At 64.9% G+C, this 15,299-nt stretch carries 17 protein-coding genes and 6 tRNA genes; 11 read left to right on the forward strand and 12 right to left on the reverse strand.

The window, feature by feature from the left end; genetic code table 11:
* Nucleotides 1-48 precede the first annotated feature (48 nt).
* The 8 genes from ACIBI6_RS11705 to pgsA all read right to left on the reverse strand — a co-directional run bounded on the left by ACIBI6_RS11705 (nt 49) and on the right by pgsA (nt 5,670).
* A complete protein-coding gene (locus ACIBI6_RS11705; RefSeq protein WP_396956037.1) occupies nt 49-492 on the reverse strand; it encodes an SRPBCC domain-containing protein in 444 nt (147 codons plus the stop codon).
* Between the two features lie 29 nt (nt 493-521).
* Nucleotides 522-866 (reverse strand): metalloregulator ArsR/SmtB family transcription factor, encoded by a 345-nt coding sequence (locus ACIBI6_RS11710; RefSeq protein ID WP_364341452.1) that lies wholly within the window; start codon nt 864-866, stop codon nt 522-524.
* Entirely contained in the window at nt 863-1,312 is a 450-nt protein-coding gene (locus ACIBI6_RS11715) for an SRPBCC family protein (protein WP_364341454.1), read from the reverse strand. The genes ACIBI6_RS11710 and ACIBI6_RS11715 overlap by 4 nt, the downstream gene beginning before the upstream one ends.
* 530 nt (nt 1,313-1,842) lie before the next feature.
* Complete coding sequence (locus ACIBI6_RS11720; RefSeq protein WP_364341456.1) at nt 1,843-2,733, reverse strand: hypothetical protein; 891 nt, start codon at nt 2,731-2,733, stop codon at nt 1,843-1,845.
* Between the two features lie 150 nt (nt 2,734-2,883).
* Nucleotides 2,884-3,714 (reverse strand): phage shock protein PspA, encoded by an 831-nt coding sequence (pspA, locus tag ACIBI6_RS11725; RefSeq protein WP_364341458.1) that lies wholly within the window; start codon nt 3,712-3,714, stop codon nt 2,884-2,886.
* Between the two features lie 202 nt (nt 3,715-3,916).
* Nucleotides 3,917-4,354: a helix-turn-helix transcriptional regulator gene (locus ACIBI6_RS11730; RefSeq protein WP_364341460.1), complete on the reverse strand. Its 438-nt coding sequence runs from the start codon at nt 4,352-4,354 to the stop codon at nt 3,917-3,919.
* A gap of 168 nt (nt 4,355-4,522) precedes the next feature.
* Nucleotides 4,523-5,017: a CinA family protein gene (locus ACIBI6_RS11735; protein ID WP_364341462.1), complete on the reverse strand. Its 495-nt coding sequence runs from the start codon at nt 5,015-5,017 to the stop codon at nt 4,523-4,525.
* A complete protein-coding gene (gene pgsA, locus ACIBI6_RS11740; protein WP_396956038.1) occupies nt 5,014-5,670 on the reverse strand; it encodes a CDP-diacylglycerol--glycerol-3-phosphate 3-phosphatidyltransferase in 657 nt (218 codons plus the stop codon). Before pgsA ends, ACIBI6_RS11735 begins: the two co-directional genes overlap by 4 nt.
* A gap of 311 nt (nt 5,671-5,981) precedes the next feature.
* On the opposite strand from pgsA, the gene ACIBI6_RS11745 reads away from it, so the two are divergent.
* From ACIBI6_RS11745 to ACIBI6_RS11755, 3 genes are all read left to right on the forward strand, one after another.
* On the forward strand, nt 5,982-6,548 hold the full coding sequence (locus ACIBI6_RS11745) for an amino-acid N-acetyltransferase (RefSeq protein WP_364341467.1): 567 nt from the start codon (nt 5,982-5,984) through the stop codon (nt 6,546-6,548).
* Between the two features lie 16 nt (nt 6,549-6,564).
* Entirely contained in the window at nt 6,565-6,849 is a 285-nt protein-coding gene (locus ACIBI6_RS11750; RefSeq protein ID WP_396956039.1) for a YciI family protein, read from the forward strand.
* 115 nt (nt 6,850-6,964) lie between these two features.
* Nucleotides 6,965-7,504, forward strand: a complete 540-nt coding sequence (locus tag ACIBI6_RS11755) for a hypothetical protein (RefSeq protein WP_364341471.1) — start codon at nt 6,965-6,967, stop codon at nt 7,502-7,504.
* On the opposite strand, the gene ACIBI6_RS11760 is transcribed toward ACIBI6_RS11755, so the two are convergent.
* On the reverse strand, nt 7,501-8,502 hold the full coding sequence (locus ACIBI6_RS11760) for a TerC family protein (protein WP_364341473.1): 1,002 nt from the start codon (nt 8,500-8,502) through the stop codon (nt 7,501-7,503). The genes ACIBI6_RS11755 and ACIBI6_RS11760 overlap by 4 nt on opposite strands.
* Before the next feature lie 133 nt (nt 8,503-8,635).
* Between ACIBI6_RS11760 and ACIBI6_RS11765 the strand changes: the two genes are divergently transcribed.
* The 8 genes from ACIBI6_RS11765 to ACIBI6_RS11800 all read left to right on the forward strand — a co-directional run bounded on the left by ACIBI6_RS11765 (nt 8,636) and on the right by ACIBI6_RS11800 (nt 10,070).
* On the forward strand, nt 8,636-9,064 hold the full coding sequence (locus ACIBI6_RS11765; protein WP_364341475.1) for a hypothetical protein: 429 nt from the start codon (nt 8,636-8,638) through the stop codon (nt 9,062-9,064).
* Between the two features lie 162 nt (nt 9,065-9,226).
* Entirely contained in the window at nt 9,227-9,373 is a 147-nt protein-coding gene (locus ACIBI6_RS11770; RefSeq protein WP_396956040.1) for a hypothetical protein, read from the forward strand.
* Between the two features lie 78 nt (nt 9,374-9,451).
* A tRNA-Trp gene (locus tag ACIBI6_RS11775) sits at nt 9,452-9,523 on the forward strand.
* Between the two features lie 81 nt (nt 9,524-9,604).
* A tRNA-Gly gene (locus tag ACIBI6_RS11780) sits at nt 9,605-9,714 on the forward strand.
* A gap of 7 nt (nt 9,715-9,721) precedes the next feature.
* Nucleotides 9,722-9,798: transfer RNA gene (locus tag ACIBI6_RS11785), tRNA-Leu, on the forward strand.
* Nucleotides 9,799-9,821: 23 nt separating this feature from the next.
* A tRNA-Arg gene (locus ACIBI6_RS11790) sits at nt 9,822-9,894 on the forward strand.
* Between the two features lie 4 nt (nt 9,895-9,898).
* Nucleotides 9,899-9,970: transfer RNA gene (locus ACIBI6_RS11795), tRNA-Gln, on the forward strand.
* Between the two features lie 30 nt (nt 9,971-10,000).
* Nucleotides 10,001-10,070, forward strand: a tRNA-Gln gene (locus tag ACIBI6_RS11800).
* A 79-nt stretch (nt 10,071-10,149) separates the two neighbouring features.
* On the opposite strand, the gene ACIBI6_RS11805 is transcribed toward ACIBI6_RS11800, so the two are convergent.
* The 3 genes from ACIBI6_RS11805 to ACIBI6_RS11815 all read right to left on the reverse strand — a co-directional run bounded on the left by ACIBI6_RS11805 (nt 10,150) and on the right by ACIBI6_RS11815 (nt 15,095).
* On the reverse strand, nt 10,150-11,601 hold the full coding sequence (locus ACIBI6_RS11805) for a carbamoyltransferase N-terminal domain-containing protein (protein ID WP_396956041.1): 1,452 nt from the start codon (nt 11,599-11,601) through the stop codon (nt 10,150-10,152).
* Between the two features lie 36 nt (nt 11,602-11,637).
* Nucleotides 11,638-14,229 carry a DNA translocase FtsK gene (locus ACIBI6_RS11810; protein ID WP_396956042.1) on the reverse strand — a complete coding sequence of 864 codons (2,592 nt, stop codon included), beginning with the start codon at nt 14,227-14,229 and terminating at the stop codon, nt 11,638-11,640.
* A gap of 239 nt (nt 14,230-14,468) precedes the next feature.
* The gene (locus ACIBI6_RS11815; RefSeq protein WP_364341485.1) at nt 14,469-15,095 is read right to left on the reverse strand and encodes a TIGR03085 family metal-binding protein; all 627 of its coding nucleotides are present in this window, start codon (nt 15,093-15,095) and stop codon (nt 14,469-14,471) included.
* Between the last annotated feature and the right edge of the window lie 204 nt (nt 15,096-15,299).

Raw genomic sequence — 15,299 nt, forward strand, 5'->3', positions numbered from 1 at the left:
GACCACTGCACCAGCGCATGGTGATCGCCCGTCCATTCGCCTGTTACGTCAGTTCCAGTTGTCGATCTTGACGTCGTGCGGATCGGGCGCGCCTTTTCCGGTCTCCACCAATGACTTCAGGCTCAGCAGGAAGACCGCCCACTTGGTGCTGCAGTGGTGCATGAATTCCACCGGCTCCTTCCAGCCTTCGTGCTTGAAGAGCACGACTGCGTAGTCGTCAACCTGCTCGAGGTTCCAATCCACGTGGGTGCCGACCCACTCTTCGGGGCCCTCTACGGCCTCCCAGCGCACGCGCTTGGCAGGGTCGAGCTCGAGGACCTCCATATCGAATCCGCCGGCGTCGAAACGGAATTGGAGCACGCCGCTGATGTCATTGCCTTTGCCCTTGGTGTTGGTCGCCCACCAACCGGCGAGCCCCTCGACGGTGGTCAGGGCCGTATAGACCTCGGCCGTCGACGCTTTGATCGCGACGCGGTGCAGGATATCCACCATTTTCGAATCCTCTTTCCAGTGTTGGATGTTCACTTCTGCTGATCTTTTGTGCGCTGAATCGCCTCGGCGATTCGCTTGATACGCCGGAGCCTGGCGTCCCAAGCCGCCCCGACCGTGGACAACTGCGCTACCGCGCGGGCAAGTTGCGCCTCGTCCACCCGATACCTCCGTTCCCGCCCCGCGGGCGTGGCGTGCACCAGACCGACGCGGTCGAGCACGCCCAGATGTTTCGCGATGGCCTGCCGTGTCACCGGCAGTTGCTCACTGAGGCTGGTGGCCGTGCCATCACCGGCCGCCAAAAGCAGGTCGAGCATCCGCCGCCGGGTCGGATCCCCGACCGCGGACCACAGATCGTCGTCGACGGGCGTAGTCACGGGGTCGACACCAGCCGCGCGATGTACTCGCCGAGTTGCGGAATGAACCTGTCCCAACCGGAGGCGTGGTCCTGATAGGTCTCCTCCAACTTCGCAGCCTCCCAACCCATCTCGCGAAACCCGGTCTCGGTGAGCCGAATCCTGGTGCCCGCGCCCGCCGGGGTGAGCTCGAAGGTGACCAGCAGCGAGTCGGCGAGGTCGGTCGAGCCCTCCGGATAGCACCAGCGGAACGAGAACAGCCGTGGCCGCTCGACGGTCACCACGGTGATCGGAGCGACATGTTCCCGGTCGCCGAAGACCAGCTCACCGGACGCGCCGGGAGTCACCTGGAAATCGGCCGCGTCGGACCACCATTCCGAGATGTGTTCGGGACTGCTGACCACCTCGAAGACCACCTCGGGCGAGGCGTCGACGTGGATCTCGCGTTCGATGCTGCCGAACTCCATATGCTTTCTCCATTCGCAACGTTTGGTTGCACAGAACGCTAGCCCACCATCCGCAATCACGCAACCATCGGTTGCATGTTGGTCGATCAGGTCTGGGACGGCAGAAACCCTCGCACTACAATCACCCGTGGTCAGCAGAGGTTTCGGCGGTTACTCATACTTTCACCCGCGTTTGGCCTCCGGTCGGCAGTGCCCACGAAGAGGGTGCGCGGCGAGCAGGGTGGCGAGCATCCGATGCTGGGCACCGCCCGCAGATGCTGCGGATATTCGTCGAGTATCGCCAAGTCGGCGGCGAAGTGCAGCCGCAGCCGGGCCATGTAGTCGGCCCCCGTCGTTAGTGATCATCTGCGCTGCGGCGGAAGTACCATCACTCGCCCTCACCTCGGCAACTGTCGCAGGAGACAACTCTCGCCCCCGCCCAGCATCTACGGCAGTGCACCGTCCCTCGGCCAGCAACTGCGGCAGTAGCACTATCCCCCGCCCCCCGCGACTACGGCAGAGGCGGTATCGTCCCGCTCCGAGCTCGCTCGCTAGATCCCCTGCGGGGGAAGGGAAGTCGGGATGTGCTGATCCGCAACCTCGGTGAGGGCCTGTGCCCACCCGTCGAGGCGATCGGCGGCATCGCGCAGGTCGGCGACGATGGTGTCGAAGTTGTGCCGTAGCAAGGCAGTTTCGGGAACCGCGAGAATACGCCCCGCAGCGGCGACCACCTGTTCGTATTCGGCGACGCCACTATCGAGGCGGCCGAGCGCGAATTGCATATTCTCGGTGAGGCCAACGGCGGCAACAGATTTCGAGTGCCCCATGGCTCCGAGTGCCTGTTCCATCGCGGAGATATCGGCGGCCAGCGCGTGTAGCGCGGCCGCGCCGGAACCCGCGGTTTCGATCATGTCGGCGAGTTCGTCCTCGGGCAGTCGGTTCGAGCGGGCGATCTGCGTGCCGAGGCCGTGTAGCGCCTTTTCTGCCCGGACCAGGCGAGAAATCGGCCCGCGCGCGCAGGACCACGGCGGTGGCTGCTTGCGCGGTACGAAGGCTGCCCGCGGCAGCGGGGCGCTGCGCAATTGGAGATAGCGGCGGGCGCTCAGCGCGGTGCCGGTGACCAACGCCACCGCTCCGCCGCCGACCACCACTACCGCCCATACCGGTGCCGAAATCACCATCAGCCCAACGGTTCCCGCAGTAGTGAGACCTCCGACCGTGCCGAGTTGGAAGCTGCGGCGGCGAGCCCGGCGGCGCTTACGCAATTCCCGCTCGCGCGGATCCGCCCAGCGCCGCACCGCCACCAGCGCATGTTCGCCCACCTCGCGCAGACTGTCGGGCAGACTCCCCGGCTGTGGCGCGAGCACCGCCTGTGCGCGCACCAGCGCAGCACCGCGACGACGACCGCCCTTACCTTGTTCGCGAGGTCCCTGCGGGCTCATCGTTCTCCTCCAGGGCAGGCGTTCCGCGCGACCCGCGGTGGCCGGACAGGCAGGGCCCGAGCATGACCGACGGCCGACCCGCCAGGTACCCGTGCCATGTCTTCCACCGAACAAGTCCTCGCCGAACTGTATTTATTTCGAACTACGCGCCTACTGCTGCGCGGTCTGACCCTTGTTCATCTGCGGCTGCGGCTGCGCCGGATTCGCCTGCGCCGCACCCGGATTGATAGCGGTGGCACCGCCGGCGGGCAGCGCATCGCCACGCATCGAGGCGCGGATCTGCTCCAGCTTGCTGTGTCCGGCCATCTGGACGCTGGCCTGCTGCACCTCGAGCATCCGGCCCTGCACCGAATTGCCGGCCAGTTCGGCGGCACCCAGCGCATTCGCGTAGCGGCGCTCGATCTTCTCGCGCACGGCATCCAAACTCGGCGTGGTACCAGGCGCGGACAGCGTCGAATCCATCCGCTGCAGCGATGCCGAGACCTGCTCCTGCATCTTGGCCTGCTCCAGCTGGCTGAGCAGCTTCGTGCGCTCGGCGACCTTCTGCTGCAACAGCATCGCGTTCTGCTCGACCGCCTTCTTGGCCTGCGCGGCCGCCTGCAGCGACTGGTCGTGCAGCACCTTGAGGTCCTCGACAGCCTGTTCGGCGGTGACCAACTGCGCGGCGAATGCCTCGGCGGCGTTGGTGTACTGGATCGCCTTCTCGGTATCGCCGGCCGCAGCGGCCTGATCAGCCAGCATGACAGCCTGGCGCGTATTGGCATTGAGCTTCTCGACATCGTCGAGCTGACGGTTCAGCTTCATCTCCAGCTGACGCTGGTTGCCGATGACCGATGCGGCCTGCTGCGAGAGGGCCTGGTGCTGACGCTGAGCTTCCTCGATAGCCTGCTGAATCTGGACCTTCGGATCCGCATGCTCTTCGATCTTCGAATCGAAGAGGGCCATCAGGTATTTCCAGGCCTTGACGAACGGATTAGCCATCGATTGATCCCGCCTCCATAAGATGCGCCGCGCTTTACCGCGACTCTAGTGCGCGACCGTCACGCACCCGATATGTGCCTATCCTCCACCATGTGGCACCCGGGCCGGGCGAACCCGGCCCATCCGACGCCTAGTACAGAATCTATCCGCTTTCGGCACAGGTTCGCAGCGTCGGCCGCGGGCGCCACCTCTCGTCTATTGATCAGTTGCTTTTCACCAGGACCAGCATGTCCGCCTTGGGCGCCGGAATGACGATCCGGGTCTCCTCGGCGATCTGCGGCCGGGGTTCAGCCACCGACATCGTGGCGGTCGCGGGCTCCGGCGCGGCCTCGGCGGGCTCGGCCGCTGCGGTCCGCTCCGCCTCTGGGGCGTCGACGGTCTGGGCGGGCGCCTCGGCAGGCAGGCCGTCGGCACCGGCCATGATCGTGCTCACATCCCAGAGCACCCGCGACAGCGGCACATCCAGGGCCGCGCAGATGGCGGCGAGTAGTTCGCTGGAGGCCTCCTTGCGACCCCGCTCGACCTCCGACAGATATCCCAGGCTCACGCGCGCCGAGGTGGAGACCTCACGCAGGGTCCGGCTCTGGGCGAGACGAGCACGCCGCAGACTGTCCCCGATCGCCTCTCGCAGCAGCGTCATGTCGTTCTCCTTAGCTCCCAGTAACCGGGTCCGCGGGCGCCTACCAGCGCTGCGCACGCCGTCCTTTCTGGCACAACGTCGAGCAGGGACCGGTTGGTTCCCACAGTGGCAAACCAGATGCCGAAGCACCCAGCTAGCTGACCCTTTCGAGCGACCTGCAAGCAGTCGCTAACGGCCGCCTCCCACGATACGACGCAACTCCCGCACCGCGCTGTGCGTAGCGCCGATTCGGATCGCCCACCGGCCCCCGTCCAGTTTCAACCGCATGACCTCGGTATGCCCAGGCCCGGCCACACCCAGGAAGACTGTGCCGACGGCATGCCCACCCTGGGATTCAGGTCCGGCGACGCCGGTCAATCCGACACCCCAGTCCGCATCACAGCGCAGCCGCGCACCGACGGCCAATTCTTCGGCGGTGCTCGCGGCCACCGGACCTTCGGTCGCGAGCACTTCGTCACTGACACCGGCGAGGCTGTGTTTAAGTTCCGTCGCATAGACGATCAGCCCGCCGCGCAGCACCGCACTCGCACCCGGCACCCCTGCAATGGTCGCCGCGAGCAGCCCCGCGGTCAGCGATTCCGCGGTTGCCACGGTCTGCCCGGCGGCACCGAGCTCGCGCACCAATTCGACGACCGGCGCTCCGGCTGTCAGCGGATCGGTCATGCGCCGCGCGCCCGGCCCGAACCTCCCGCGAGCCACAGCCGCGCCGCCTGCCCCACATAGTCGAGGCCGGTAATGACCGTCAGCGCGACAGCCACATACATCAGCGCCATACCAGCGGTGGCGAATCCGCCATGCAGCGGCAACAGCAGAACCGCGATCGCGACGGACTGCACCAGCGTCTTCAACTTGCCGCCGCGTCCGGCCGGAATCACCCCGCGCCGCACCACCACCAGCCGCAGCAGCGTGATCCCGATCTCACGACCGCAGATGACCAGGGTGATCCACCAGGCCAGATCGCCCAGCATGGAAAGTCCGATCACCGCCGAACCGATCAGCGCCTTATCCGCGATCGGATCGGCGAGTTTGCCGAAATCGGTGACCAGACCATATTTGCGTGCCAATTGCCCATCGAAGCGATCGGTGATCGCGGCGATGCCGAACAAAGCGGCGGCAGCGATCCGCCAGCCAGTCTGGTGGCCGCCGCCCACGAACAGCGCGAGCACGAACAGCGGAACCAACGCGATGCGCAGCATGGTCAGCACATTCGCGATATTCATCAGCGGTACGACCGGATCCGCCTGGGCGTGCGCGAATCCGGCACGGGCCGCGGGTTCGACCCAGCGTCGATCTATCTCTTCGGGCTGCACGCTCACGCCTCCGCCTCGCTGGCGCTCGGCTCCGGCGCGTGCGTGCACGGCTGTGACATGGTTCGCTCGCTACGCTCCCGCACGGCCCCCGCCCCACTTGCGCTCAGCTCCGGCGCGTGCGTGCACGGCTGTGACATGGTTCGCTCGCTACGCTCCCGCACGGCCCCCGCCCCACTGGCGCTCAGCTCCCGCGCGCAGGCCACAAAACCCACCGCCACGAGGCTCGGACGCATGCCGACGCGATGCGGTGAGCGGAGCGGGTGGATGTGCGGCACACGTTCAGAGTATCGGTAACCGGGCCGACTACTGTGCACCCCATGACCTCTCGGGGACCACTTGGTGGTTCGACTAGCGACGCGCATCCGGGCGCGGCACCTGCCGCGAACAAATCTGTCCCTGTCGTGCGACGCGCCCGAACCTCCGATGTGCCCCAGATCAAGGCCCTCGTCGATGAATACGCCGGTCGGATTCTGCTGGAGAAGAACCTGGTCACGCTCTACGAGGCGGTGCAGGAATTCTGGGTGGCCGAACTCGACGGCCGGGTGGTCGGCTGCGGTGCGCTGCATGTGCTGTGGGCCGACCTCGGCGAGGTGCGCACGGTCGCGGTGCATCCCGATGTCAAGGGGCATGGTGTCGGGCGGCTCATCGTGGAGCGGCTGGTCACAGTGGCCAGGGAACTCGAACTGGGACGGCTGTTCGTACTCACTTTCGAGGTGGACTTCTTCGGCAGGCACGGGTTCGTGGAAATCGACGGGACACCGGTGACCGCCGAGGTGTACGCGGAGATGTGCCGGACCTTCGATCCCGGCGTCGCCGAATTCCTCGACCTCAGCTATGTGAAACCGAACACCCTCGGCAATACTCGAATGCTGCTGAACCTCTGACCAGAACGGATCGATCGTGCCCATCTTCGCCGTGCACTACACCTATTCCGACGCCACCGTCGAGGCGCGCGACACCTTCCGCCCGGAACATCGGGCCTGGCTCAACGGTCTGATCGATGCGGGTTCGCTGCTGACCAGCGGTCCCTACCCGGACGGATCCGGCGCCCTGCTGCTGTTCCAGGTGGCGGACGAGGCGAGCATCGAGGATCTGCTGCCACAGGATCCGTTCGCCCGCGAAAACCTCATCGAGGACGTGCGCGCGGTCGAGTGGCTGCCCGTGATGGGCACATTCGCTTCCTGACCGATCGGGCTGACCGCCGCGTGTCCCCGCTCAACCCTCGGCGGTCAGCAAACTTACGGCGACACGCCGCGCCAGGTGCGGGCGAATCCGAGCCCGCCGACGCAGACTCCCCCGTATGCGCATATCCGTCGCGATTTTCGCGTCGATGTCGGTCGCAGGCCTCGCACTCACTACCTGCTCGACGGCCACCGATTTCGACAAAACGGCAAACTTGGCTGCCGGGGATCGTCCCTTGCTACGACCAGGTGTGGTCGACGAGTCGATATACCGCGCCGCCGATGGCTACTACTTTCGAACAGCGGACGGCGGCATCGCCTGCGGCTTCCTCGATGAGCCGTTCGGACAGCCGAAACGACCGGTTGGTTGCCAGGGCACGACCCAACCCACCCCACCGACAATGCAAGCCTGCTGGGGCAGCGACCCGAGCGCGGCCGCCCTCGCGGTCGGCGAGAGCGCCGGATATCTCTGTGTGAACCGGGGCTTCTTCGTCGGAACCACATCCGGCGCGGATGCCGACGGGCCGGTGCTGCCGGTCGGGTCGAGCCTGAGCATGTACGGCTTCACCTGCCGGGCCCAGCCCGTCGGGGTGACCTGCCGCAATGACGCGACCGGCCGCGGCTTCGAGATCGCGCCCGAATACAACCGAGTGTTCTAATCGCCGATCCGGCTCTCGACCGACCGGGCCGCACCACGGGTTTTGATCAGGCTCGCCACGGTCGCGATGAGCAGAATCCCGATGATCACGCTCAGCGAGACGGGCGTGGAAATATCCGGTACCTCGACGTGCCGACCACCGTTGACGAAAGACAGGGTGTTCTCGTGCAATGCGTGCAGCACCAGTTTGACGCCGATGAACGCGAGAATCGCCGAAAGGCCATAGGACAGGTAGACCAGGCGATCCAGCAGGCCGCCGATGAGGAAGTACAGCTGCCGTAAACCCATGAGCGCGAAGGCGTTCGCGGTGAACACGATGTAGGGCTGCTCGGTCAGACCGTAGATGGCGGGGATGGAGTCCAGCGCGAACAGCAGATCCGCGAAGCCGATTGCCAATAGCGCCAACAGTAATGGGGTGACTGCGCGCCGACCGCCGATCCGGGTCAGCAGTTTGTCGCCGTCGTATTCATCGGTGGTCGGAAGCACTCGTTTGGCCAGCGCTACGATCCGGCTGTCGCGCTTCTCCTCCTGCTCTACCTCGTGTCCGCTCTCGCGCAATAGTTTCACGGCCGTATAAACCAGGAACAGACCGAACAGATAGAACACCCAACTGAACGCACTGATCGCGGCCGCGCCGACGGCAATGAACACCCCGCGCATGACCAGCGCCAGCACAATGCCGATCAGCAGGACCTTCTGCTGGTAGATCCGCGGCACCGCGAAGCTCGACATGATGATGACGAAGATGAACAGGTTGTCCACCGACAGGGCCTTCTCGGTGACGAAGCCCGCGTAGTACTCGCCCGCGAAGGTCGCGTCCCACTTCCAGGCGACGAAACCACCGAATACCAGGGCCAAGCCGATGTAGATCGTCGACCAGATGCCGGATTCCTTGAAACTCGGATCGTGTGGTGTGCGGACGTGGGCGAAGAAGTCGAAGACGAACAGACCCAGGATCATCGCGATCGTCAGGGTCCACTCGAGTGCGGTTACGTGCATGCGGGCTCCGGGGCGGCTGGGCGTCTCATGACAGCAATCATGCCCGATTTGTCCGATCTGTCGAGCTAGCGGAGGAGTTGCTAACCATAATTTCACATGCGGGTCCGCCGACCGTCGTGTCACCCTCACGAGCATGACCGACGACTACCTCATCCTGAACAAGGCGAAATGGGACGAGCGCGCGCCGGCGCATGCCGCATCGCGTGACTACGCTGTGTCACGGTTCGTCGCCGATCCGGAGTTCCTCAGGATGCTGTGGGCCATGGACGAAACCCGCACCGACCGACCGACTGTCGGCTATCCCTACTTCGAAATGCCCGAGCCCTCCGTGTTTTCGTCTGGAACGACTTATGTCGAGACCGATACGGAATTCACACAGATCGTGACGCACGAGTGGAACCACGGACTCGGCGACGTGGTGACCGCACTTCTCGATCACGGCATGACGATCACCGGACTGGTGGAGCACCGCAGCGTTCCCTGGGAGGCATTGCCCGGACAGATGACGCGCGAGGCGAATGGCGAGTGGCGACTCAGCGAGCATCCGAACGCCTTCCGCTGACTTACACGCTGCAGGCACGCCGACAACTCGCCGGTAGGGAATAAATGGGTTCCTCATCGCGGCTTCCGGTGTTAGCGTTATCCGCATCGCTGGCGACTGCTTGCAGGTCGCTCGAAAGAACCAGTAATCGATCGGTTATCGGAACCACGAAAGGCAAAGGCAATGACCAGCACCCAGGACCAGGGACTACGCTCCCTCGCCGGTGCCTGGCAATTGCGTTCCGGCACCCGACGGCCGATGTCGCAGCTGCGCCTGACCTGGCCGTTGATGTCGCAGCCGCGACAGGCGAGTATCCGGAGCCGCCCCTGAGGTCTCGATTCGAGAAGGCCTGAACAGGGGCCGCTCCAGGCGGAATACTCGCCACGGAGCGGTCCTTTTTCTTGTCCAGCGGATGTAGCTCAACTGGAAGAGCAACGACCTCCAAAGTCGTGGGCTGGGGTTCGAATCCCTCCATCCGTGCTCATAACTTCATAGTGAATGCACAGCAGTAGGTATTTCGTAATGCGAGGTTTGAATAACCCTGCTGCATACCGGTTTCGAGCCCGTGTAGCTCAATGAGAGGGCCGACCCTTTCGAGCGACCCGCAAGCAGTCGCCAGCGGTGTCCTCCCACGGCGCAGGTCGGCGGTTCGATCCCACCCACGGGTACCAAAACCATTCCCTCGTAGCCCAATTGGCAGAGGCACCGGACTTAGAATCCGGTTGATGCGAGTTCGAATCTCGCCGAGGGAACCAGTCCGCGCGGTTTGCGTGGATCAGCGCTCGTAGCTCAACGGACGGAGCACCTGTTTACGAAGCAGGCGGATGAAGGTTCGAATCCTTCCGAGCGCGCCGATGGAGTGTGGTGTAAACGGCAGCATGATGGGCTCTGAACCCGTCGATTCAGGTTCGAATCCTGGCACTCCAGCTTAGTTCTCGGCGCTCGCGCTCAGAACGATGGAGTGTGGTGTAACGCAGCATGACGGACTTTGACTCCGCCGGTTCAGGTTCGAATCCTGGCACTCCAGCGCACACCGACCGAGGCTCATGCAGGTTCGCCCCGGGGCTCTCATAAGGCCCTGCCGCGTGGTTCGACTCCACGATGAGCTACCAAGTCACACTCGTATGGCCCCATTCTCGCGAAGCCGACCCGCGTTCGCGGGTGGTTTGCCGTACCCGTGCCTGATCGGTGTAAAGATACCCTTCGGACCAGATATAGCGGGTGCCACCCCAGCGCGCCGCGGCGGCCACATCCGGAAAGAATCCGCACCCTTCGGAATTCGCGCTCGTATTGCACAACACCGGTACGCCGCTGATGACCTCGTACGCCGAAAGGATCCGGGCGGTCGGGCTCTTTGCCGCGGCATCGATCGTCTGCACCCGCGCGGTACCGTCCAACTGCACGGCTCGAATGCGGTCGGCCCACTCCGGACGGATGCGGTGTTCGAAGGTCAGGTACGGATCGTTGCCGCCGGGCCCGAACACCTCCGCAGCCCGTTGCGTCAGGCACACTGCCGCCACTGACCGGTCGGCGGCTCGGCGCTTGATGCCGTTGAGCCGGTCCCGCATTGCCGAATCCGTTGCGGGAGCGAGAATGCTGCGGTTGCCGAGGGCGCGCGGTCCGAGCTCCGCGCGACCCGAAAGCACCACTACCGGCTCACCTTTCCGGTGCAGTAGGTCCGCCACTCCCCGCTCGTCACAGGGCTGTCTGCGCCAGTTGTCCGGCACCCCGCATACCCTGACTCGTGGACCGGAGTACACACCCCACCGCAGTGCCGTACTTCGCCCCTTCCGAAACATCTCGCAGCACGCGGCACCGATGGCCGCGCCCGAGTCGTCGGGAAACGGCGGAATCCAGACCTCCTCGAAAATCCCGCGCAGCTGCGAGTTCCACTTGATATCGAGGGCGCTTTCCCCGGTCACCACGAGCCTCGATGGCAATGAAGGATCCTGGCGCACAAGCGAACTCAACGACAACCGCTGCGTCTGCTCCTGGCATGTGGCGACCGAACGGACCCTTCGTGCCGCCGCCACGACATGGTAGAGCCGCGCGCGAGCTCCACCGTCGCCGACCAAGACGAGCGCATCCTCCCCGCGTGCCGCGAACGGACTCGTGCAATAGCCACCCATGATGTGCTGGTCCACGTGGTGATAGCTGACGTACTCTTCCGCGGCCGAACCGAATCCGTGACCGCGAAAGCGGTGCCGTGCCAGCGGTATGGTGCATCCGGGCCGATCCTGATACGGCGCGATCGCGAGTTCGACGGGACGGCCGCCGACCAATGTTGCAATGCGTGCGGTCTCGGTCGAATCCATCTCCGGCGCAGAACCATCCACCACGAATCGGTCGATATCGGTGGGCGCCAATCCCTCCGACCGCAATATATCGGCGACCTGGTCGAGATCGCCGAGCGTGCGGTGGCGCCTGCTGTTATCCAGCTTCTCCAGCTCGATGCCGAACACCAGCCGGTCGTCCTCGATAACCGCGACCCCACCATCGTGCGACACTCTGATTCCGCAGATCACCACGCGGCACCACTGTACCGACACCACAGCCACCCACCGGCGGTGAGAATATTTGCCGCCGAAGCGTTTTCACTCCTCTGGGTGGTCCGGGTCCGCGTCGTCGCCGCCGCCGCGGATCGTCCACAGCAGCCCGTCGAGTTCATCGGGCTTGATGAGCACATCGCGCGCCTTCGATCCCTCGCTGGGACCGACGACACCGCGGGTTTCCATCAGATCCATCAGGCGGCCGGCCTTGGCGAAGCCGACGCGCAGCTTGCGCTGGAGCATGGAGGTCGAGCCGAATTGTGAAGTGACGACCAGTTCCACGGCCTGCAGGAAGACATCCAGATCGTCGCCGATATCGGGGTCGACATCCTTCTTCTCACCCGCTTTGGCAGCGGTGACGCCCTCCTGGTATTCCGGTTCGGCCTGGTTCTTGGCGAAGTCGACGACCGCGTGGATCTCCTCATCGGAGATGAACGCACCCTGCAGTCGGGTCGGCTTGTTCGCGCCCATCGGCAGGAACAGTCCGTCACCCATACCGATCAGCTTCTCCGCGCCCGGCTGATCCAGAATGACCCGCGAATCGGTCAATGACGAAGTTGCGAAGGCCAATCGGGACGGAACATTGGTCTTGATCAGGCCGGTAACCACATCCACGGAGGGACGCTGCGTCGCGAGCACCAGGTGAATGCCCGCGGCGCGAGCCTTCTGGGTGATGCGCACGATCGCGTCCTCGACATCGCGCGGCGCGGTCATCATGAGATCGGCGAGCTCGTCGACAATGGCGAGAATGTACGGATACGGCCGGTAGACCCGTTCGCTGCCCAGTGGCGCGGTGATCGCACCCGACTTGACCTTCTTGTTGAAGTCGTCGATGTGGCGCACCTTATTGGCCTGCATGTCCTGGTAGCGCTGTTCCATCTCCTCCACCAGCCAAGCCAGCGCGGCCGCGGCCTTCTTCGGCTGGGTGATGATGGGGGTGATGAGGTGCGGAATGCCCTCGTATGGAGTGAGTTCCACCATCTTCGGGTCGATGAGGATCATCCGGACCTCGTCCGGAGTCGAACGCGCAAGCAGCGATACCAGCATCGAGTTCACGAAGCTCGACTTACCGGAACCGGTCGAACCCGCGACCAGCAGATGCGGCATCTTCGCCAGATTCGCCGAGACGAAATCGCCCTCGATATTCTTGCCGAGACCGATCACCAACGGGTGGTGGTCATTTCGAGTCGAGGGCGCCTTGAGCACATCGGCCAGGCGCACCAATTCGCGATCGGCGTTGGGCACCTCGATACCGACGGCGGACTTACCCGGAATCGGGGCAAGCAGCCGAACATTCTCGGTGGCGACGGCATAGGCGATATTGCGGGCCAGCGCGGTGATCTTCTCGACCTTCACACCCGGACCGAGTTCCACCTCATAGCGGGTGACCGTCGGGCCGCGCACGAATCCGGTAACCGCCGCGTCGATCTTGAACTGCACCAGCACCTCGGTGATCGCCTCGATCATCGATTCATTGGCGGCACTGCGCTTCTTGGGCGGTTCACCGTCGGTCAGCAGCGTCAGCGGCGGGAGGGTGTAATCACCCTCGATCTCGCGGTCGGTAATGAACTCCAGCTGCTTGGGCGGCGGTGGGGTCTGGTCCTCGACCTTGATCGGGGGGCGTTTCTTCGGCTTGGGCTTCTCCTCGGGTGCTGCCTCGGTCGCAATCGGTTTAGCATCGCGTAGGGGTGGTTCGCCGATGAGCTCGGTGACCGCATCGGAACCGCCGAATTCGTCGGGCGGGTAGTTCTCCTCGGGGGTGCGACCACGTCGCTTCGACTTGGTACTGCGATGCAGTGGGAATCCGTCGGCATCGTAATTGGTCGGATCGAAATCGGATTCGCCATCGTAGTCACCGTATTCGTCACCACCGCTGCCGGTGCCGAAGTATTCGCGCAACCGCTGCGGCACCTCGCGTACGGTGGTTCCGGTTACCAGCAGCACACCGAAAACGATGGCCAGCAACAGAATCGGCACCGAAAGCCAGCCGGTGAGCCCGTCGGTGAGCGGCCCGCCGACCACGAAACCGACGAAACCCGCTGCGCGCGAACGCCCGTGTGCATCTGTCGGCGACCCGGCCGCGACATGCCACAGACCCAGGGCCGGCAAGCCGATCAGCAATCCGCCGAGTACCAGCCGCGGCCGGATCTCCGGACGTGCCTCGGTCCGCATCAGGACAATCGCGATTCCGGTTGCCACGAACGGCAGTCCGGCCGAAGCCGATCCGGAGACCGCGCGAATCGCCTCCTCCACCCAATGCCCGATCGGACCACCCGCCGAGAGCCATACGGCGGCAGCGATCACCGCGCTGAGGGCGATGAGGGCCAGTGCGATGCCGTCGCGGCGATGGCCGTGTTCGATTTCGCCCGCCCGACTCACGGCCCTGGTGGTGGCGCCGAGACCGCGCGCGAGCATATTCCAGCCGCTGCTGATCCCACGACTGATCACCGCGAGCGGTGCGGTATTCGACTTGCGACGGACCGGGCGGCGCACCGGTGTGGTGCGGCCGCGCGGTGCGGGCGAGCGGCGCTGAGCGGTGGTGCGAGCCTGGCCCGAACGAGACGCCGCCGTGGTCCTCCCCCGGGCCGATCCCGCCCGCGCACGAGTGGTCGTGGAGCTGCGGGACTTACCTGCCATGGACCCAGGCTAGCCGCAAACGCCCCATCCAGACCATCAACCACACAGGTAACTGTCCCGCCTCCCCGAACCTTTTGCCGGTCGTGAGTACCTCGGCACTCTCGTACCGGACCGCATGTGAAGTGCTAGGCGGCTTTTGGACGTGCCCGACGAGTTACCCATGTCCGCACGAGATCAGTCGTCGCGAATCAGCCATCCTGTTTGGCGTGTCGACCGAGCAACCGCACCCACGAACAGGGTTACACTGACCGATCCAGCTCCAGGACAGCGCGCACATCGGCGGAATCACCTTCGGTTTCGATCCGGACCTCATCTCGACCGAAGGCGTGCAGCAGCAGTTCGGAGGGCTTGCCGGTCAGCGTCACCTGCGCCGTTCCGGACTTCGTATGCACCACGGCCCGCCTGCCCTCTGGGGTGGCCAGTTCGACGGTGACCTGTGCTTTGCGGTAGGCCATCCGCCCCATGCGCCGCAGCCCCGACCACAGCTTGTCCTCATCCGCGGCGGGCAGATCACGCGGCTCCCAGCCGGGTGCGCCGCGACGCACATCCTCGTGATGGACGAACATTTCGGTCAGATTGACGACGGCATCGAGCGGTTTGAGCGGAGACCACCACGGCGGGCCGGAGCGCACATCCGCCAGCAGTTCCGTAAAGGGTCGCCGCGCCGCCTTGGCCTGCACCGACTCCAGATATCCGGCGAACGGTTTCAGCATGATGCCGGGGGACGCGTCCGGGCGGCGTTCCCGAACTACCAAGTGCGCGGCCAGATCTCGCACCGTCCAGGCGCCGCACAGCGTGGGCGCGTCCGGCCCCGCCGCGGACATCGTGTCCACCAGTGCCCGACGTTCCCGTTGCGCCATGCTCATCTGCCGAACATATCGGATGCGATGTCGGCGCGGCAGTCCCCAATCCGATAGGTGCACCAGGGGGCCGGGAGGGCGGCGCGCCGACCTCGACCACTCCGCCGAATCCGACCGAGCCGACCGCCGAAGAGCTCAAATCCGCCGAGCTGGACTCGGCGGCATGCCAGCAGGAGTGCCGTGCCACGCGAAAACCGCCGGATAGCAACA

The organism is Nocardia sp. NPDC050412 (assembly GCF_044458825.1).
Taxonomy (GTDB): domain Bacteria; phylum Actinomycetota; class Actinomycetes; order Mycobacteriales; family Mycobacteriaceae; genus Nocardia.